Below are 19,363 nucleotides of genomic sequence, written 5' to 3'. Positions count from 1 at the left end.
ACAGCCGCGGGGGTGCGCACGCGGCACATGCGCACCCCCGCGGCGCGGCGGGCGGACAACCCACCACACAGGTGTCGGCACACCTGTGTCGACCGAGGGACAGCATGGGCAGACCTTCCCGGCTCGGGGACGAGGACAGATCCGACTACGGACGCGCACTCGAGGAGGTGATCGCCTCCCCGGAGATCCAACGCCTGCTCGAACGCTCGGGAGTTGTCGGCGGCCGACTGCGCGTCCTGGGCCTGGCGGCCGTGGCACGCACGACTCCCGCCGCCGACGCCGAGTACCGGCGGTACGCGGCCCTGCGGCGGCGGTCCCGGGGCGGGCGGCAGGACGCCGGGATGCCTCCGCTCTCCGGGCCGGGCGATCAGGAACGGCCGGGGGCCGGGGTACTGGCGGTCCTCGGGGTGCTGACGCCGGTGCTCGCCGCCTCGGCCGCGGCGACGTTCCTGCTACTGGGCTACGGTCTGCGGCTCGCCGAGGCGCTGCCCGCCCTGGCAGGCACCCTCGTCGGTGTCGGCTGGATCAGTCTGGTGGTCGCGGCGGTCGCAGCCCTGGTCAGCGTCGTCGCCCTCTACCGCACGGCGGCGAAGCCTTCGGCGGACGGCACGACAGCCGTGCCCGACCGGTCGCCCGCTCTGGAGGATGCCCGTGAGGCATGGCTCACGGCGCTGCGTGACCGCGGGATCAGGCCGTTCCTCCTCCAGCAGCTCATCAAGGCGGCGGCGCCCCCGTCCGACCCGGACGACGGGCAGGGCTCCCGGTTCAGCTCGCCGGCGTTCGCGGGGCCCGACTTCTCCGGCCCCGACTTCTCCGGTCCCGGCCTCGATGGCTCCGGCAGGCCCGATCCGGGGGGCTCCGACCCGCGCCGCTGACGGGCGGACGGCCTCCGCGAGGCTGTCCGCCCCCACCGGGCCGGAACACGGCGGTCAGGGCAGGGCGCGTACGGGCTCTTCGGCGGCGGCCAAGGCGTCGCCCTGGCCGGCCCGGACCAGGGCGGCCCGGACCAGGGCGGCCATGACCCGGGTGTCCTCGCCCATCTCCGGGTGCCACTGCACACCAAGCACCAGGCTCCCGTGCCCGAGGAGTTCCAGGGCCTCCACGGTCCCGTCGGGGGCGTGGGCGGAGGCCACCAGGCCGCTGCCGAGGCGGTCGACCGCCTGGTGGTGGTAGGCGGGCACCACGGCGGTCTCCGGAACGGCGTCCGCGTACGCGGTGCCGGGCACCGGGGTCACCGGGTGGCTGCCGAAGACCCCGAGGCCGCCGGTGTGGTCGTCCAGGTGCTGGTGCAGGGTGCCGCCGAGGGCGACGTTCAGCAGCTGCATGCCCCGGCAGATACCGAGCAGCGGGACCTCCCGTTCGATCGCCGCCCGGATCAACGCCAGCTCCCAGGAGTCGCGTTCGCGGGCAGGGGGGCCGGTACGGGGATCGGCGACCGCCCCGTAGCGCGCCGGTTCGACGTCCGCTCCCCCGGCGATCACCAGCCCGTCCAGGGCGGCGACGGTGTCCCGGGCCGCGTCCCGCGCGTCGTCCGGCGGCAGCAGCACGGCAAGCCCGCCCGCCGCACGGACGAGACGGGGATAGCCGGCGGGCAGCAGCACCGCGGGCATCTCCCACACACCCCAGCGGGCCGGGTCCTGGTAGGTGCTGATGCCGATGACGGGCCGGGACATGGAACGGGCTCCTTCGGGTCGGGGTGATCACATGGTCGCTGTCAGGGGCGGACTCCCGCTCCCTACGCCTGCGGAGGCGGGAGCCCCTCGCCCGGGCCGGCTCAGTCGCGGGCGAGTTCGGCCTCGGCCGCCGCCAGTGCGGCGAACTCCTCCTCCGGGGCTCCCGCGACCAGCCGGTGACGGCTGTAGAAGGCGAAGTAGGCCAGCGCCACCGCGTACACGCCGAGGGCGATGAACGCCGCGTCGCGGTCCACCAGGAAGGTCGCCACCAGGGCCGAGCATGCCAGAACGAAGGCCACGGACGAGGTGAGCGCGCCGCCGGGGGTGCGGTAGGGGCGCGGCAGTTCCGGTTCGCGGCGGCGCAGCACCAGGTGGGAGAGCGCCATGAGGGCGTAGCTGATCGTGGCGCCGAAGACGGCGACGTTCAGCATCCGGCCGCCGTTGCCGCTCCAGGCGGCCAGCGTGAATCCGATGATCCCGGGGATCAGCAGCCCGAGGTAGGGGGACTTGCGGCGGTTGGTCAGCGACAGGAAGCGCGGCAGGTAGCCGGCCCGGGAGAGGGCGAACAGCTGGCGGGATCCGGCGAAGATCAGGGAGAAGAACGAGGCCACCAGTCCGGCGAGGCCCGCGTAGTTGACGAAGCGGCTCAGGGCGGTCGGCTCGCCGGCGCCCTGCAGGGCCACCACGAGCGGGTTCCCCGCCTCCTTGATGGCGTTGGCTCCTTGGGCGCCGGTGGCGGAGATGAAGGTGATGACGGCCAGGAAGACCAGCACGACGAGCGAGATGGCCAGGGCCCTCGGCATCGAGCGGACCGGGTCCTTGGCCTCCTCGGCGGCGAGCGGCACGCCCTCCACCCCGAGGAAGAACCACATGCCGAAGGGGAAGGCCGCCCAGATCCCGAGGAGTCCGAACGGCAGCCAGGAGGAGGAGCCGAAGGCCGAGGTGTCCGCCGGGATGTCGTTGAGGCGGTTCGCGTCGAACTCGGTGAACGCGCCGACGGCGAAGATCAGCAGCGCGGCCACCGCGATGGCGGTCACCACCAGGCTGAAGCGGAGCGCCTCGCCGACTCCCCACAGGTGGATACCGATGAAGATCACGAAGCAGGCGAGGTAGACGGGCCAGCCGGAGGTGAGGCCGAACAGGCCGAGCGATTCGACGTAGTCGCCGATGAACAGCGCGATCGCGGTGGGCGCGAGGATGTACTCGATGAGGATGGCCGTGCCGGTGAGGAAGCCGCCCCAGGTGCCGAGCGCCCGCCGGGCGAAACCGTAACCGCCGCCCGCCGTGGGCAGGATGGCGGAGAGTTCGGCCAGCGCGAAGACCAGACACGCGTACATGACGCCCATCAGGACCATGGCGGCGGCGAGTCCGCCGAAGCCGCCCTTGGACAGGCCGATGTTCCAGCCGGAGAAGTCGCCGGAGACGACGTAGGCGACGCCGAGGCCGGTCAGCAGCAGCCAGCCCGCGCTGCCCCGGCGCAGGGTCCTGCGGTGCAGATACGCGTCCGTGCCGGACACCCCCGGGCTCGCGTCACCGGGTGGGCCGGCGGATGTTTCGGTTCCCTGAGCCATGAGGCGCTCCAGATGTGTGTCTACGTCATCGTTGGAACTGCTTCGATCAAAGGTTCGTCGGCACACCTTTGTGGAACAGGAGAGCACATGGCAAGGGGCGTGCGTTGAAGAGAGGTTACGGATGCGTTTCGGCGCCGGACACCGACACCCGTCCGGGGACGTCGCGTCGATCAGGGTCCGGCTCAGGCGAGGAAGCCGCGCAGCAGGGCCGCCGTGCCTCCGCAGTGCTCGCGCATCATCTCGCGGGCCGCGTCCGCGTCCCGGTCGAGCACCGCCTCGACCACGGCAGCGTGCTGCTGCTGGGAGTGCTCCAGGTTGCGCACCAGCAGCGGGATGCAGTCGAGCAGTTCATTGAGGGTGGCCCGGACCGCGGCGTACCGCGCGGCGAGCGTGCGGGATCCGGAGAGTTCGGCGAGCGTGAGGTGGAGCAGGGTGTCCTGGCGGCGGTAGTCCTCCAGCCGGGCGCCCCGCGTCGCGTCGAGCGCGGCCCGCAGCCTGGCCCCGCCGTCCGCCGGGAGCCTTTCGGCACACAGGCCCACCGCTCCGGCCTCCAGCACCTCGCGGAAGAGCAGGGTGTCCTCCACGTCGACGGCGGCGATGCGGCGGCGCAGCCCGTCGCTGCCGTCGGGGGCCGCGGTGCGCGGCAGGACGAACGTTCCTCCGTAGCGGCCTCGGCGGCTCTCGACCATGTGCTGGTCCTGGAGGACCTTGAGAACCTCGCGCAGGGTCACCCTGCTGATCCTCAGATGCTGGGACAACTCACGTTCGGAGGGCAGCCGTTCGCCGGGCGGGACCAGACCCAGGCGCAGGAGCTGGAGGAGCTGTTCCAGCGCCTCCTCGAATCCGTTGCCCGCGCGGACGGGCCGCAGCATGGAGTCCAGCCGGCCGGTCGCCGCTTCGCTCCCGCCCCCGGCCGCGTCGGCCGCCGCCCTGTCGGCCACGGCCACTCCCCCCGTTCCTGCCGTTCCTGCCGTTCCTGCCGTTCCTGCCGTTCCTGCCGTTCCTGCCGTTCCTGCCGTTCCTGCCGTTCCTGCCGTTCCTGCCGCCGAACGGGTGTCGTCCGCTCTTCCCCTCGTGGCCACTGGCGGATCCCCTTCCCAAGCAATGGTTCTCTGTCATACCTTATGCCTCCCGGTTCACCCAAGGAGGCATCCCGTGGCAGACCGCACACCCCCGCTCGGCGTCGACGAGCTCCGCACACGGGTCGCGGACGGGTCGATCGACACCGTGGTGCTGGCCTTCCCGGACATGCAGGGCCGGCTCCAGGGGAAGCGGTTCGCGGCCGGGTTCTTCCTCGACGAGGTGCTGGAGCACGGCACCGAGGGCTGCAACTACCTCCTGGCCGTGGACACCGAGATGCGGACCGTCGACGGCTACGCGATGTCCTCGTGGGAGAACGGCTACGGCGACTTCGGCATGATCCCCGATACCGCCACCCTGCGCCCCATCCCCTGGCACCGGGGAACCGCCCTGCTGATCGCGGATCTCGCGTGGCACGACGGCAGTCCGGTCGTGGCGGCCCCGCGTCAGATCCTGCGCCGCCAGCTCGACCGGCTGGCGGAGCTCGGCTGCACGGCACAGGTGGGCACGGAGCTGGAGTTCATCGTCTTCCGGGACAGTTACGAGGAGGCCTGGGACCGCGACTACCGCGGGCTGACCCCGGCCAACCAGTACAACATCGACTACTCGATCCTCGGCACCGGCCGCATCGAGCCGCTGCTGCGCCGGATCCGCAACGAGATGCAGGAGGCCGGGCTGACCGTCGAGTCCGCCAAGGGCGAGTGCAACCCCGGCCAGCACGAGATCGTCTTCCGCTACGACGAGGCGCTCACCACCTGCGACCAGCACGCCGTCTACAAGACGGGCTCCAAGGAGATCGCGGCCCAGGAGGGCGTCTCACTGACGTTCATGGCCAAGTACGACGAGCGCGAGGGCAACTCCTGCCACATCCACCTCTCGCTGACCGACGCCGACGGCGCGAACATGATGGCGGGCGAGGGCCCGGACGGCATGTCCGAGCTGATGCGGCACTTCCTGGCCGGCCAGCTCGTCGCGCTGCGGGACTTCTCCCTCCTCTACGCGCCCACCATCAACTCCTACAAACGCTTCCAGCCCGGCTCCTTCGCCCCCACCGCCGTGGCTTGGGGCGTCGACAACCGCACCTGCGCCCTGCGGGTCGTCGGCCACGGGCGCTCGATGCGCTTCGAGAACCGACTGCCCGGCGGCGACGTCAACCCGCATCTGGCCGTCGCCGGACTGGTCGCCGCCGGACTGTACGGGGTCGAGCAGCGGCTGCCGCTGCCCGAGGCCTGTACAGGCAACGCCTACACCGGGGACTACGACCAGGTGCCGACGACCCTGCGCGAGGCCGCCGAGCTGTGGGAGGCCAGCCCCATCGCCAAGGAGGCGTTCGGCGAGGAGGTCGTCGCGCACTACCTGAACATGGCCCGCGTCGAACTGACCGCGTACGACTCCGCGGTGACCGACTGGGAGCTGCGCCGCTCCTTCGAACGCCTCTGACAGCCAGAACATCTCCGCACCACCACCAGCTTCCGTGATCGGGGTCCGTACGTGTCACCACCCACCCTGGACGTTCTCGACCCGGCGACCGCCGAGGTCGTCGCCACCGTCCCCGCGGCCTCCGCCGCCGATGTGGACGCCGCCGTCAGCCGTGCCGCCGCGGCCCAGCGACGCTGGGCCGCCGCCGCGCCCGCCGACCGGGCGCGTCTGCTGCGGCGCTTCGCCGTCGTCGTCGACGAACACATCGAGGAACTGGCCAGGTTGGAGGTCCGCGAGGCCGGACACACCATCGGCAACGCCCGGTGGGAGGCCGGGAACGTACGCGATCTCCTCGACTACAGCGCGGGCGGGGCCGAACGGCTCCTGGGCCGGCAGATCCCGGTGGCGGGCGGCATCGACTTCACGGTCCTGGAGCCCCTGGGCGTCGTCGGGGTCATCGCCCCATGGAACTTCCCGATGCCGATCGCCGCCTGGGGTCTTGCCCCGGCCCTCGCGGCGGGCAACGCCGTCCTCCTCAAGCCCGCCGAGACGACACCGCTGACCGCTCTCCGGCTGGCCGGGCTCGCCCTGGAGGCAGGTCTTCCCGAAGGGCTGTTCCAGGTACTGCCCGGCGAGGGGCCGGTGGCCGGGAGCGCCCTGGTCGAGCATCCGGGCGTCGCGAAGATCGTGTTCACCGGCTCCACCCGGACCGGCAAGCAGATCATGACCCGCTGCGCGGAGCGGGTGAAGCGGCTCACCCTGGAGCTGGGCGGCAAGAGCCCCAACGTCGTCTTCGCCGACGCCGATGTGGAGGCCGCCGCGGCGGCCGCGCCGATGTCCTTCCTGGACAACGCCGGGCAGGACTGCTGCGCCCGCACCCGGATCCTGGTCGAGCGGTCCGTGTACGACCGCTTCCTCGACCTGCTCGTCCCGGCCGTGTCCGCCGTCGTGGTGGGCGACCCGGCCGACGAGAAGACCCAGATGGGGCCGCTGATCTCGGCCGTCCAGCGGGACCGGGTCCGGGGGCTCGTCAACGGCGGCCGGGAAGCCGGCGGCGTCCGGGCATTCCTCGGAACGGCTCCCGAGGGCCCCGGGTTCTGGTATCCGCCGACCGTCCTCACCGGGGTCTCGCCCGAGGCGCCGGTGGCGGTCGAGGAGGTCTTCGGGCCCGTCGCGGTGGTCCTGCCGTTCGAGGACGAACAGGACGCGCTGCGCCTCGCCAACGCCACCGACTACGGACTCGCGGGCTCGGTCTGGACCCGGGACGTCGGCCGCGCGCTGCGCGTGGGCCAGGGTCTTCGGGCGGGCAACCTCTCCGTCAACTCGCACTCCAGCGTGCGCTATTCGACACCCTTCGGCGGCTACAAGCAGTCGGGGCTGGGCCGCGAGCTGGGCCCGGACGCCCTGGCCGCCTTCACCGAGACCAAGAACGTCTTCATCAGCACGGAGGCCTGAGCACCATGACCGACACTTCTTTCGTCTGCCGCCGCCTGGTCGGCCGCACCGCCGTCGTCACCGGGGCCGGCAGCGGCATCGGCCTGGCCACCGCCCGGCGGCTGGCCGCCGAGGGCGCGCACGTCGTCTGCGCCGATGTGGACGAGGAACACGGCAGGGCCGCCGCCGAGGAGACGGCGGGGCTCTTCGTCCGTACCGACGTCACCGACGCCGAGCAGGTGGACGCCCTCTTCAAGGCCGCGTTCGACACCTACGGATCGGTCGACATCGCGTTCAACAACGCGGGGATCTCCCCTCCGGAGGACGACTCCATCCTGGACACCGGCCTGGAGGCCTGGCGGCGGGTGCAGGAGGTCAACCTGACCTCCGTGTACCTCTGCTGCAAGGCGGCGATCCCCTACATGCGCGACCAGGGCAAGGGCTCCATCATCAACACGGCGTCCTTCGTGGCCCGGATGGGCGCGGCCACCTCGCAGATCTCGTACACCGCGTCCAAGGGCGGGGTCCTGGCGATGTCACGCGAGCTGGGGGTGCAGTTCGCACGCGACGGAATCCGGGTCAACGCCCTGTGCCCCGGCCCGGTCAACACCCCGCTGCTCCAGGAACTGTTCGCCACGGACCCGGAGCGGGCCGCACGGCGACTGGTGCACATCCCGGTCGGCCGGTTCGCCGAGCCGACCGAGATCGCCGCCGCCGTCGCGTTCCTGGCGAGCGACGACTCCTCGTTCGTGAACGCCACGGACTTCCTGGTGGACGGCGGGATCGCCGGGGCGTACGTCACCCCGGTCTGAGCCCGGCGGTTCCGACGGCCCGGCGGTCCGACGGCCCTCCGACGGCCCCGGCGGCCGGACGTTCGCGGATGTGCGGTGGCCCGGCCGCCGTTCAGCCCGAGGTGGCGGCCGGATCGCCTCGGAGACGCCGGGCGCGAAGCACCAGGAGCATCTCGAAGCGCTGGTCCGGTTCATCGATGGCGTCACCCCACAGCTCGCGGATCTGCCGCAGCCGGTAGCGGGCCGTCTGGGGGTGGATGCCGAGGCGGGCGGCCACTTCCGGGGCGCCGCCGGGCGTCTCGATCCAGGCGAGCAGTGTCTCGGCCAGGCGCCGGGCCTGGGTCGGGCTGAGGCCGTCCAGCGGGGCGAGGCAGCGGCGGGCGGACGCGTCGATCAGCTCCTGGGCGGGGAGCAGCAGCAGTTCCTCCGTCCGCTCGGTGCAGTACAGCACCTCGCCCCGCGGCAGCAGGTCCTTCTTGATCAGCTGGACCGCGGTCTCCGCCCAGCGCAGCGAGGTCGCCGCGGCCGCCAGCGGGACCGCCGGGCCGATGGCCCCGGACCAGCCGGCCGTGGCGCGCCGCAGGATCTCCGTACGGCCCGCCGTGTCCGGGTCCGGGATGACCACGCGCGGCTGCTCGCTCTCCATCTCCAGCAGAATGCCCTGCCCGACCGCCGGGGCCACGGCCTCGCGGGCCGGGCGCATGAGCACACCCACGGAGATCGTCTCCGGAAGCTCCCAGCCGATGCGGGCGGCCCGCTCGGCCAGGGCCACGGAAACATCGCCGCGGTGTTCCACCAGAAGGAGCTCGATCAGCTGGCGCTGGAGGCGAAGCCGTTCGCTGGCGCGCCGGGCCGCCGCCTCGGCGTAGCCCCGTACCGACTGTTCCACGAGCCCGTCCAGATACTCGAATCCCGATTCGGCCAGCTCGTACATGGCGGGCGCGGGGATGTCGGCCTCCTGGCCGATCTCGGCGAGCCTGCGCCAGGTGAGCCGGACCCCGAGGCGGTAGATGGCCTGGAGCGCGTCGAGGCTGCGGCCCTCAAGACCCTCGCCGCGACCGAACTCCTGGAACATCTCCGGCGGCACCCGTGGGTGGGCCCCGGCGGTGAGGTTGTGGACGAAGCCCTCGATGGCACGGCGGATGCCGACGAGGGCCAGCGGCTCCCCGGACTCGTCCTCGACCAGCTGCAGATAGGGATACTCCTGGCGAATCTGGAACAGGATCGCCTGAGCGAGCTCCGGGGCCTCGGACCGGGCGATCGCCTCGAAACGGTCGAGTTTCGACCGGGGGACGTCCTGCCAGGCCGGGCGGGTCACGGAGCCGCCGGGGCGGTGTCATAGCTGATCAGGGGCGTATTGGGCTGGTCGGGAGTGGCGTCGAGCAGTGCCACGGCACCGACCGCCGCGCCAACGGCGAGCGTGGCGGCCACCAGGACGGTGACAGCGGCGGCGATGAGTCTGCGCATGGTCGGGTCAGCTCCTTGCTGGAGGCGATCCCCACCCCGTCAGCCGGGCCCCTCCGGCTGGGACACAGTGTCGACAGCACATTGACATTCCGTCAAGGGCTTGCTTACTGTTCACGCCAATCAAGGGCTGACCGGCCCGGGCCCGTGCACCTCCGCGAAGAGATTCGACCCAGGAGTGCCCGGATGCGCCACAACGCTTCACCCCTGTCGCTTGTCCTGCTGGGGGCAGGGGTTTTCCTGCTCGTCCTCGCGCCGCTGCTCGTCTGGTACGTCCAGCCGCAGGCCAAGCGCACCCCCATCGACATCGACACCACCACCGTCTTCACCGGGACGGGCAGCTATTTCGACACGTCCGAGGTGGAGACGGTCGAGGGCAGAGAGATCACGATCACGCGGCAGGTGCGCGGGGACGTGGCCGACAGCGAGAAGAGCGGCAACGCCGTGTGGGACGTCTCCACCTCGGTCGACCACCAGGACACCCTGCCCGCCTCCGACCCCCGTGACGCGCTCCAGTGGACGCTGGAGCGCTGGGTGACCGACCGGACCACGAACGAGCCGGTGCACTGCTGCGAGGAGACCCCGACGTTCGACGGGGAGGCCTACCTCAAGTTCCCCTTCGACGTCGAGAAGCGTTCCTACCGCTGGTGGGACAGCACGCTCGGCGGGGTGGTGCGGCTCTCCTACGCCGGTGAGCAGAAGGTTCAGGGCTACTCCGGTCTCCTCTTCAAGGGCGAGGTCGAGCCCGCCAGGACCGGTGTGCGCCAGGTGCCCGGAGTGCTCGTGGGGAAGAAGAAGATCCCCCAGGTGCTGGCCGAGGAGTGGTATTCCAACAGCGGCATCGAGCTGGTGGTGGACAAGCGGACCGGCCGCATCATGAACGCGGCGATCGGCCCGAGGAAGACGCTGCGCGCCCCGGGCTCCGAGAAGGACGCCGTCGTGCTCCTGGAGAGCGAGCGGGTGGAGTTCACCGAGGAGACCCAGCTGGGGCAGGTCGAGCTGGCGTCGGCGGACAGCGACCGGCTGGCGATGCTCGGCACGACCGCGCCGGCCGGGGCGGCGGGGCTGGGCGGTGTGCTCGCGCTGGCGGGCGTCGTACTCGTCGTCCGGGGGCGCCGGACGGAGCCGGAATCGCCGAATACTCACATGATGACGATTCCGCGCACCTGAGTTACCGGCAAGTTGTTGCACCGGTGAGTAGCCGGGCGCGTACCCGTGCCGAAAACTGTCTATCCCCACCACAGCACGGCCCCCCGGTCTCGTCCCCGTCCGTACCTCTCCTCTTCACTCCCTCATCACTCTCACCACCCTCTTCTCTCTCACCACCCTCTTCTCTCTCATCGTTCTTCTCGATCCCTCGCCCCGCAGCCGGGTCCCCGGCCCGGTGCACCCCTGTCCCGGCCCCCCGGTACGTCTCCGCTCCAAGCGGCCCTCGCCCCGAGGGCCGCTCCCCCGATTCCCCGCTCCCCGAGCCGAGTTGGAGCACCCATGCCCCAGCACGTCCCTCCCCCACTGCTTGACGCCGTCGCGCGTCCGGGTCAGGGCCCGGCGCCCGCCACCGCCACCACCGCCCCGAGGCGCATCGTCTTCCTCGCCCACCGCGACCTGGGCAATCCGGCCGCCGGCGGCTCCGAGCTGCTGGTCGACCAGCTCGCCCTGGGCCTCACCGAACAGGGCCATGACGTCACACTGCTGTGCGGCGGGCCGGCCGCCCGCCGGCCCTACCGAGTCGTCTCGGCGGGCTCCGCGCTGGGGCACTACGTCGGCGCGCGGTCCGCGTTCGCCCGGCAGGTCGGCTCGTGCGACCTGCTCGTCGAGGTCTGCAACGGCATGCCGTACCTGGCCCCGCTGTGGCACCGCGGGCCCACGGTGTGCCTGGTCAACCATGTGCACACCGATCTGTGGGACATGCGTTTCCCGACGCCGGTGGCCCGTGCCGGGCGCAAGCTCGAACACTGGGCCCTGTCCCGGGCCTACCGCGACCACCTGATGATCGCGGTGTCCCCCTCCACCGCGGGTGCCCTGCGCGAACTGGGCGTGCCCGACCGGCGGATCCGGGTGGTGCACAACGGAGTCCAGGAACCGGGCCCGCAGGGCGAGCGGTCCACCACACCGCTGTTCGTGGCGCTGGGCCGGCTCGTCGACTACAAGCGCATCGATCTGCTGCTCCAGCTCTGGGAGCGGGTCCGGCCGGTCACCGGCGGCCGGCTCGTCATCGTCGGGGACGGCCCCGAGCGGGCCCGGCTGGAACAACTCGCGGGCCCCGGTGTGGAGTTCGCCGGTCATGTGACCGAGGCGGAGAAGCACCGACTGCTCTGCGCCGCGTGGATGCTGCTGCACCCCGCGGCCGTGGAGGGATGGGGGCTGGTGGTCACGGAAGCCGCGGCCCGGTCCACCCCGACCCTGGGCTTCGACGTGCCGGGGCTGCGCGACTCCGTCGAGGACGGTGTCACCGGGATCCTCGCCCCGGGCGCGTCGTCCTTCGCCGCCGCCTGGTGCGCGCTGGCGCTGGACGACGAGCGGCGCGAGGCGATGGGCAGGGCAGCCCGCGAACGGGCCGCCGACTACCGGTGGACCGCCAGCGTGCGCCGGTTCGCCTCGGTCGCCGCCGAGGCGACCGCAGGCTCGACAGCCGGCGCGACGACCGGTGCGGCAGGCTGCCCGAGCACCCCGGCGATCGGCGCGAGCGCGTGAAGGACCCCTCGTTCCGGCGGTCCGCCGCCCTGTTCCGCGCCTTCCTGCGCGAACAGGGCGACCCCGCCACGGCGTACACCCTGCTGGCCCGTGACGCGGCCGACCAGGTCGAGCGGCACGGCCCGCTCCGCGACAAGGTCGTCGTCGACATCGGCGGCGGCGACGGCTACTTCACCCGGGAGTTCCGGCGGCGCGGGGCGCACAGCTACCTCTTCGAACCGGACCCGGCGGAGATCGGCCCCGGGCAGCGCGCGGACACCGTCGTGGCCGACGGCTATCTGCTGCCACTGGCCGACGGCGCGGCCGACGTCTGCTTCTCCTCCAACGTGCTGGAGCACGTCGCCGATCCGCACACCTTCCTCAGTGAGATGGCGCGGGTGACCCGCCCCGGCGGCCTCATCTACGTCTCCTACACCAACTGGCTCTCCCCGTGGGGCGGCCACGAGTGGGCGCCCTGGCACTACCTCGGCGCCGAACGCGCCCGGAGCCGCCACGAGCGGCGCACCGGCGGCCCGGCCAAGCACCGGCTCGGCGAGAACCTCTTCAAGATCGGCGTCGGGGAGACCCTGAGCCACGTCCGGAGCCGCTCCGACGTGACCGTCGTCTCAGCCCGCTCGCGCTACTGGCCCGTCCTTCCCCAGCTCGTGCCGCGCATCCCCGTACTGCGGGAATTCGCCACCTGGAACCTCCTCCTCATCCTCCGGCGGTGTTCATGACCAGCGCTGTCCACCCACCCCGGTCCACGGGACCGGAGGACGCGGATCCCGCGCCCTCCGGTCCCGCCGACGGACCGCCCACGCCCCGTTCACGGCGCTGGCTGCTGGGCTTCTGGGCCGCCGTGTTCGCGGCGTTCCTCGCGGTGTCGCCCGGCCGGATGACGTTCGACACCAAGCTCGGCGTCGTCGCGGACCCCTGGCGCTTCCTGGGCGACCTCGGCGAGCTGTGGCACAGCCGGGCCGGGTTCGGCGGGATCGCCGACCAGTACGTCGGCTACGCCATCCCGATGCTGCCGTACTACGGGGCCGCCGACCTGCTGCACCTGCCGGTCTGGCTCGCGGAGCGGCTCTGGCTGTCACTGATCGTGGCGACCGCCTTCTGGGGTGCGCTCCGGCTGGCGGAGCGGCTGGTCGTGGGCTCCCCGGCCACCCGGCTGCTGGGGGCTCTCGCGTACGCGCTGTGGCCGACGTACACCATCGTCGTGGGCTCGACCTCGGCGGCGGCCCTGCCGGGGGCCCTGCTGCCGTGGGTGCTGCTGCCGCTGACGAACCCGCGCCTCGCGCCGAGGATCGCCGCGGCCCGGTCCGCGCTGCTGATCCCGCTGATGGGCGGCGTCAACGCCGCCTCCACGCTGGCCTCGCTGCTGCCGGTGGGGCTGTATCTGCTGTCCCGTCCCGGCGGGCCGCGCAAGCGCGCCCTGCTGGCGTGGTGGATCCCGGGCGTGGTCCTGGCGACCGCCTGGTGGATCGTTCCGCTGCTGCTGCTCGGCGTCTTCGGTGAGAACTTCATGCCGTACGTGGAGTCCTCGTACACCACCACGACGACCATGTCGGCGACCGAGGTACTGCGCGGCGGCGGGAACTGGGTCGGCTATCTGAACTTCGGCGAGGCCTGGCTGCCCGCCGGCTGGACCGTCGCCACCGCGACCGTCACCATCCTGGGCTCGGCGCTCGCCGCCGCCCTGGGGCTGGCGGGACTGGCGCGCCGTGATCTGCCCGAGCGCCGCTGGCTGGTGCTGACCGTGCTGAGCGTCGCGCTCATCACGCTCGCCGGCTACGGCGGCGCACTGGGCGGGCTGTTCCACGGGACCGTGCATGACTGGCTGGACGGCTGGCTGGTGCCGTTCCGCAACGTCTACAAGTTCCAGACGGGTCTGGCGCTGGCCCTGGCCCTGGGCCTCGCGCACCTCACCGCGGTGGCCTCCGTCGCCGTCGCGGCGCGCGGCGGCGGCAACGCGGTGCGGGCCCGCCGGCTCGTGCCGGTGATCGCCGCCGCGCTCGTGCTGCCGGGTCTCGCCTGGCCCTACGTCAACGGCTCGATCCTGCAGACGGGTTCGTTCCAGCAGTTGCCCACGTACTGGGAGACGACCGGGAACTGGCTGAAGAAGAACTCGGCCAACGACCGCGCCCTGGTGGTCCCCGCGACCGCGCACGGCATCTACACCTGGGGTTCCCCCATCGACCAGCCGTTGGACGTGCTGGCGAACTCGCCGTGGGCACAACGGGATTACGTGCCGTTCGGCACACCGGGCAACAGGCGGGCGATGGACGCCGTCGAGCAGGCGCTGACCTCCGGGGGCGAGGTTCCCGGGCTCAGCGAGTTCCTGAACCGGGCGGGACTGCACAACGTGGTGGTCCGCAACGACCTGGATCCCGACCAGTTGGGCTACGTCCCCACGACCACGGTGAAGCGCACCCTGGAGGCGTCCGGGTACCGGCGCGTGACCGGCTTCGGTCCGGTGATGACCGGCGGCCGGATCGCGGCGGACACCCCCGTGCAGGTCGAGGGCCTCTATCCCCGGCAGCGGGCCGTGGAGATCTACGAGCCGCCCGCCGGGACGGAGCGTCCGGGGCGGGCGGGTACGGCCCCGGTGGCCTCGACGGCCGTCGTGAGCGGCGGTCCCGAGTCCCTGTTGCCGCTGTCGGCGAGCGGTGCGCTGGCCGGCCGGCCTGCCGTGCTGGCCGGTGACGCGCACCCAGGTCTGGGAAGGCCGTCGCTGTACGCGGCGGGCGACGGTCTGCGGCGTGCCGACACCCGGTTCGGGCTGGTCAACTCCAACACCTCGTACACGTACACCGCCGATGAGCGCAACGCGGTGGAGGCCGCGCAGGATCCGGGCCGCAGCCCCCGACAGATCCTGCCGACGTCCGGCGCGGAGCACCAGACGACGGCCGTGCTGCGGGGCGCGAAGAAGGTCAGCGCCTCGTCGGTGGGGAACTGGCTGTTCCATCTGCCGCAGTACGACCCGGTCAACGCCTTCGACGGCAACCCGGACACCGGCTGGGCGGAGGGGTCGCCGGGCTCGCCCGAGGACGAGTGGGTGCGGATCGACTTCACCACTCCGACGGAGCTTCCGGGCTCGCTCCAGGTGACACCGCTGCCCAGCGCGAACGTGCGGGCCGCGCCGACCGTCGTCCGGGTCGAGACCGAGCGGGGCTACAAGGACAGCCCCCTGAAGACCGATGGCTCGGCACAGACGGTGGCCGCGCCCACCGGGCAGGCGTCCTGGCTGAAGGTGACGATCCTGGAGTCCCAGCAGGGGCGCCCCGGGCTCACCGGCGCCGGGTTCACCGACATCGCGATCCCCGGGGTGCAGGTGACCCGGATGCTGGAGCTGCCCTCCGACGCGCCGCGCGAGGGCGCGGACTCCACGGTCTACTCGCTGCGGCGGGGCAGCGACCCGGGCGGTCTGTCGTCGGTGGCGGCCGAGGTCGGCCTGCACCGGCAGTTCACCGCCCGGGAGGCGGGCCCGTACAAGGTGTCCGCGAGCGCGGTGCCGGTGCCCGGCGAGGCCTTGGACAAGCTGCTCTTCGAGCTGACGGGCGAGCGGGACAGGATCGAGGTCAGCGCCGACTCCACGGCGCGGCTGGGCACCGGTCTCAGCCCGCGCAACCTGACCGACGGTGATCTGACCACGGCGTGGATCGCGGGCGAACGCCCCACGCTGCATCTGTCCTGGCCGGAGAAGAGGGAGGTCGGGGAGATCGTCTTCGCGGCGGCCGGCGGTCTGTCCACCCGCCCCGAGCAGGTGCAGATCAGCTCCCCCGACGGCACGGCGGTGGCCTCCGTGGACGAGAACGGGATGGCCCGCTTCTCGCCCATCAGGACCGACCGGATGGACATCACCATCTCGCGTCAGGCGCCGCTGACCGTCCACAACCCGGTGGCCGACGACCAGTTGCAGTTGCCGGTGGGGCTGAGCGAGGTCTACATCCCGGCCCTGGAGGGGTACCGCTCGCCGCAGCCGAAGCCGGACGAGACCTTCAGCCTGGCCTGCGGCAAGGGTCCGGTCCTGTCCGTCGGCGGTACGTTCCTGGAGACCCGCGCCGAGGGTTCGGTGCGGGACCTGACGCAGCGCCGCCCCATCGAGGTCACACCGTGCACCGAGGGCGGCACCGTGGAGCTGGCCGCCTCGTCCACCACCGTCGAGGCGGGGGACGCGGGACCGCTCGCCATCACCGACGTCACGCTGAGCAACGGAACCTCCGAGGCCATGGCGAGCACGCCGCGTTCGGTGGACGTCGAGCGGGGCGACGGCGACCGGCGCACCATCGCCGTCGGCGCGGGCGAGGCCTCCTACCTCCAGCTCCACGAGAACCACAACAAGGGCTGGAAGGCCACCCTGGGCGGCAAGGAGCTGACGCCACTGCGGATCGACGGCTGGCAGCAGGCCTGGCTGGTCCCGGAGGGCGAAGGCGGCAAGGTCACCCTGGAGTACGAGCCGGCCCGCGTCTACCAGGTGGGTCTGATCGGCGCGGGGGCCCTGCTCCTGGTGCTCGTGGGGCTCGCCTTCGGGCGCCGGCGGGGAGCCGAGCCGTACGCGGCCGAGGAGCAGCTCGCTGTGCCGGGACCGGGTCCGGTCCTGGGCACCGTGGCGCTCACCCTGGTGGGGGTGGTGATCGCGGGTCCGCTCGCCCTGGCGGTGCCGGTCCTCGCCGTACTCGCCCACTTCCGGCCGCGGTTGCTCGCGCCGGTCGCGTTCGCGGCGATGGCCGCCGCGGGTGTCGTCGCGGCGGTGGGCACCGGGGACACCACCGCCGCCGGTGAGGGCGCGTTCGGTGCGACGGCCCAGTTCCTGGCGCTGGTCGGCCTGTTCGCCGCCCTGGTCACGGTCGGGCGCGGACCACTCGGCGGGCGGGCGGAGGGAGGCCCGGGCAGGGCGGGCGACGAGGCCGCCACGGTCCCGGCGCGGGCCGCGTCCGTCTCGGGCCGGACGCTGTCCACCGGCCCGAAGCGCCCGCAGGGAACTCCGCCTCCCGCGCCCGGAATCGGGTACGGCTCGGAATCCGGCTCCAGCTCCGGCTCGGGCTCCAGCTCGGGCTCGGGCTCGGGCTCGGACTCCGGCTCGGACTCCGGCTCGGGCTCGGGCTCGGGCTCGGGCTCGGGCGAAGGGGACGGCGGTGACAGCCCGACGCGGCAGTTCGGCGGGCAGCAGCCGCCGCCGTCCCGTCCCGGAGGGAGCACCTGATGGCGACCACGCGGCATTCCCGGGCGCGGGGTGACATGCCCCGGCCCGGGGCCCCGGCCCGACTGCCGTTCCCGGTGGTCGACGAGGTGGCCCGGCACTGTGCGCAGGACGCCGAGCCGAACACGGTGCACATCGAGATCCATCTGCCCGGCCGGGTGGACGGGGCGCGGCTGCGCTCCGCGTTCGCCGAGGCCCTCGCCCGGCACCCCCGGGCGGTGATGCGGGAGCGCCCCCGGTCCCCGTTCGCCCGGCGCTACGAATGGGAGCTGACCGGGGGTCCCGACGTGGACCCGGTCTCCTTCCCGCCGTCCGCGCCCGGGGCGCTCGACCGGGCCCGGGCGCGGGCGCTGGACGAGGCCCCGCCGTTGACGGCGTCGCCGCCGCTGCGGCTCGCCGTGGTCGAGGAGCCGGGCACCGAGGGGTGTGTGCTGCTCTTCACCGTGCACCACACCGCCCTCGACGGCCCGGCGTGCATGCGGCTGGCGGCGACGGCCGCCGAGGTCTACAGCGCGCACCGCACCCCGCCGGCCCCCGCACCCGTGCGGTCGGCGTCCGAGCCGCTCGCCGGGAAATCCCCGGCGGCGCCGCTGGCCCGGCCCGCCCGGATCGCGGCGGGCTCGCCGGGGCCCGGAACCGTGCCGGGCAACTCCATGCTGCTGGTCGAACTGCCGGTCCCCCGGCGGGAGTCCGGCGCACCGTACACGGTGAACGACCAGCTGATGGTGGCCACCGCCCGCACGGTGGCCGACTGGAACCGGACGCAGAGCGCGCCGGGTGCCGACCGCGGGCCGCTGCGGATCACCATGCCGGTCGACGACCGCACCCGGGGGCCCGAGATGCCGATCGGGAACGGCACCCGGCTGGTGGAGGTCGGTTTCGCCGCGTCCGAGCTGCTGCCCGGGGCGGATGTCGCCGCCCTGCTCCGGGCGACCGCGGAGCGGACCCGGGCGCTCAAGGCGCGCCCCCGGCCCCCGCTCGGCCGTTCCGCCTCACTGCTGACCGCGCCGCTGCTGCCCGTCGCCGCCCGCGCCGCCCTCACCCGGGGGCTGCGGGTGCTGGCGGGGCCGTGGACCTCGACGACGCTGCTGAGCAACATCGGCCGGGTGCCGTACCCGCTGGACTTCGGGGAGGCGGGCCGGGCGAAGGCCGTGTGGTTCTCCGCGCCCGCCCGGATGCCCCGGGGGCTGACGTTCACCACGGCTTCCACGGGCGGCCGGCTGCATCTGGCGCTGCGGTGGTCGCGCACCCTGCTGGGGGACGAGGACGGCGTGCGCCTGCGCGAGCTGTTCACCCGTCACCTGGCCTCGACGTCCTCGGAGACCGTATGACCACCGCCGCCTCTCCCCCGCCCGGGCTGCGGGATTTCTACGAGAACCCGGCCGTCCCCGTCGCCTCGGGCGACGGGCGCACCCTGCGGCAGGCCCGGCTGCTGGCCGAAGCGCTGGGCACGCCGGGGCAGGTGATCCTGGACATCGGGTGTGGCGACGGCACGGCGGCGGCCACGGCGGCCCCGGTTCTGGCCGGTCACCGGCTGATCGGCGTCGACTGGTCACAGGACGCGCTGCGCAGGGCCCGGCCCCGGATGGGTCCGGTGGTGCGCGGCGAGTTGGAGCACGGCGGGCTGCCGCTGGCCGACGGGTGCGCGGACGCGGTGCTGTTCAGCGAGATCCTGGAGCATCTGGTCGACCCGGACCAGGCGCTGGACGAACTGCGGCGGGTCCTGCGGCCGGGCGGACATCTGATGCTGTCCACCCCGAACCTGGCGGCCTGGTACAACCGGGCACTGCTCCTCGCCGGGGTGCAGCCGGTGTTCTCGGAGGTCAGTCTGCGCGGGATCCACGGCCGCCCCGGCTCGGAGGTGGTCGGGCATCTGCGGCTGTACACGGCCCGTGCGCTGCGCTCGTTCCTGGCGGCGTCCGGCTTCGACGACGTGCGGATCACGGGCGCCCCCTTCCACGGGGTGCCGCGTCCGCTGCGGCTGCTGGACCGGGCGGCGTGCGCGGTGCCCGGGGCCGCCTCCATCCTGCTGGCCCACGCGCGGCGGAGGTAGCG

General features: G+C 73.0%; 15 protein-coding genes. 10 read left to right on the top strand and 5 right to left on the bottom strand.

Going from position 1 to position 19,363, the window contains the following annotated elements:
- The first annotated feature begins 104 nt into the window (after positions 1-104).
- On the top strand, positions 105-875 hold the full coding sequence (locus tag ACZ60Q_RS23485) for a hypothetical protein (RefSeq protein ID WP_469637901.1): 771 nt from the start codon (positions 105-107) through the stop codon (positions 873-875).
- Positions 876-929: 54 nt separating this feature from the next.
- On the opposite strand, the gene ACZ60Q_RS23480 is transcribed toward ACZ60Q_RS23485, so the two are convergent.
- The 3 genes from ACZ60Q_RS23480 to ACZ60Q_RS23470 form a co-directional block, all read right to left on the bottom strand.
- Positions 930-1,673 carry a gamma-glutamyl-gamma-aminobutyrate hydrolase family protein gene (locus ACZ60Q_RS23480; RefSeq protein ID WP_469637898.1) on the bottom strand — a complete coding sequence of 248 codons (744 nt, stop codon included), beginning with the start codon at positions 1,671-1,673 and terminating at the stop codon, positions 930-932.
- Between the two features lie 101 nt (positions 1,674-1,774).
- Complete coding sequence (eat, locus tag ACZ60Q_RS23475; protein WP_469637895.1) at positions 1,775-3,244, bottom strand: ethanolamine permease; 1,470 nt, start codon at positions 3,242-3,244, stop codon at positions 1,775-1,777.
- A gap of 182 nt (positions 3,245-3,426) precedes the next feature.
- Positions 3,427-4,116 carry a FadR/GntR family transcriptional regulator gene (locus ACZ60Q_RS23470; RefSeq protein ID WP_469638319.1) on the bottom strand — a complete coding sequence of 230 codons (690 nt, stop codon included), beginning with the start codon at positions 4,114-4,116 and terminating at the stop codon, positions 3,427-3,429.
- A gap of 283 nt (positions 4,117-4,399) precedes the next feature.
- On the opposite strand from ACZ60Q_RS23470, the gene ACZ60Q_RS23465 reads away from it, so the two are divergent.
- From ACZ60Q_RS23465 to ACZ60Q_RS23455, 3 genes are read left to right on the top strand one after another with little or no spacing between them, the layout of a single operon-like run.
- Positions 4,400-5,764: a glutamine synthetase family protein gene (locus ACZ60Q_RS23465; RefSeq protein ID WP_469637892.1), complete on the top strand. Its 1,365-nt coding sequence runs from the start codon at positions 4,400-4,402 to the stop codon at positions 5,762-5,764.
- Between the two features lie 51 nt (positions 5,765-5,815).
- Entirely contained in the window at positions 5,816-7,198 is a 1,383-nt protein-coding gene (locus tag ACZ60Q_RS23460; RefSeq protein WP_469637889.1) for an aldehyde dehydrogenase family protein, read from the top strand.
- A 5-nt stretch (positions 7,199-7,203) separates the two neighbouring features.
- Positions 7,204-7,989, top strand: a complete 786-nt coding sequence (locus tag ACZ60Q_RS23455; protein WP_469637886.1) for a 3-oxoacyl-ACP reductase — start codon at positions 7,204-7,206, stop codon at positions 7,987-7,989.
- A gap of 91 nt (positions 7,990-8,080) precedes the next feature.
- Here the strand turns inward: ACZ60Q_RS23455 and ACZ60Q_RS23450 are convergent, their stop codons facing one another.
- Both ACZ60Q_RS23450 and ACZ60Q_RS23445 read right to left on the bottom strand, forming a co-directional pair.
- Positions 8,081-9,286 carry a PucR-like N-terminal domain-containing protein gene (locus tag ACZ60Q_RS23450; protein ID WP_469637883.1) on the bottom strand — a complete coding sequence of 402 codons (1,206 nt, stop codon included), beginning with the start codon at positions 9,284-9,286 and terminating at the stop codon, positions 8,081-8,083.
- Positions 9,283-9,435, bottom strand: a complete 153-nt coding sequence (locus ACZ60Q_RS23445) for a hypothetical protein (RefSeq protein WP_371622061.1) — start codon at positions 9,433-9,435, stop codon at positions 9,283-9,285. Before ACZ60Q_RS23445 ends, ACZ60Q_RS23450 begins: the two co-directional genes overlap by 4 nt.
- Positions 9,436-9,618: 183 nt before the next feature.
- Here ACZ60Q_RS23445 and pgfA point away from each other — a divergent pair, with 183 nt between their 5' ends.
- The 6 genes from pgfA to ACZ60Q_RS23415 all read left to right on the top strand — a co-directional run bounded on the left by pgfA (position 9,619) and on the right by ACZ60Q_RS23415 (position 19,361).
- Complete coding sequence (gene pgfA, locus ACZ60Q_RS23440; protein WP_469637881.1) at positions 9,619-10,602, top strand: cell envelope lipid trafficking protein PgfA; 984 nt, start codon at positions 9,619-9,621, stop codon at positions 10,600-10,602.
- 318 nt (positions 10,603-10,920) lie between these two features.
- Entirely contained in the window at positions 10,921-12,126 is a 1,206-nt protein-coding gene (locus tag ACZ60Q_RS23435) for a glycosyltransferase family 4 protein (protein ID WP_469637878.1), read from the top strand.
- Positions 12,123-12,842, top strand: a complete 720-nt coding sequence (locus tag ACZ60Q_RS23430) for a class I SAM-dependent methyltransferase (RefSeq protein ID WP_469637875.1) — start codon at positions 12,123-12,125, stop codon at positions 12,840-12,842. The genes ACZ60Q_RS23435 and ACZ60Q_RS23430 overlap by 4 nt, the downstream gene beginning before the upstream one ends.
- A complete protein-coding gene (locus tag ACZ60Q_RS23425; protein WP_469637873.1) occupies positions 12,839-17,311 on the top strand; it encodes an alpha-(1->3)-arabinofuranosyltransferase domain-containing protein in 4,473 nt (1,490 codons plus the stop codon). The genes ACZ60Q_RS23430 and ACZ60Q_RS23425 overlap by 4 nt, the downstream gene beginning before the upstream one ends.
- Positions 17,311-18,639 (top strand): condensation protein, encoded by a 1,329-nt coding sequence (locus ACZ60Q_RS23420; protein WP_469637870.1) that lies wholly within the window; start codon positions 17,311-17,313, stop codon positions 18,637-18,639. The genes ACZ60Q_RS23425 and ACZ60Q_RS23420 overlap by 1 nt, the downstream gene beginning before the upstream one ends.
- The gene (locus ACZ60Q_RS23415; RefSeq protein WP_469637867.1) at positions 18,636-19,361 is read left to right on the top strand and encodes a class I SAM-dependent methyltransferase; all 726 of its coding nucleotides are present in this window, start codon (positions 18,636-18,638) and stop codon (positions 19,359-19,361) included. The genes ACZ60Q_RS23420 and ACZ60Q_RS23415 overlap by 4 nt, the downstream gene beginning before the upstream one ends.
- Positions 19,362-19,363: the final 2 nt, after the last annotated feature.

The organism is Streptomyces sp. NPDC104313 (assembly GCF_055583985.1).
This window is presented reverse-complemented; position numbering and strand designations above follow the sequence as displayed.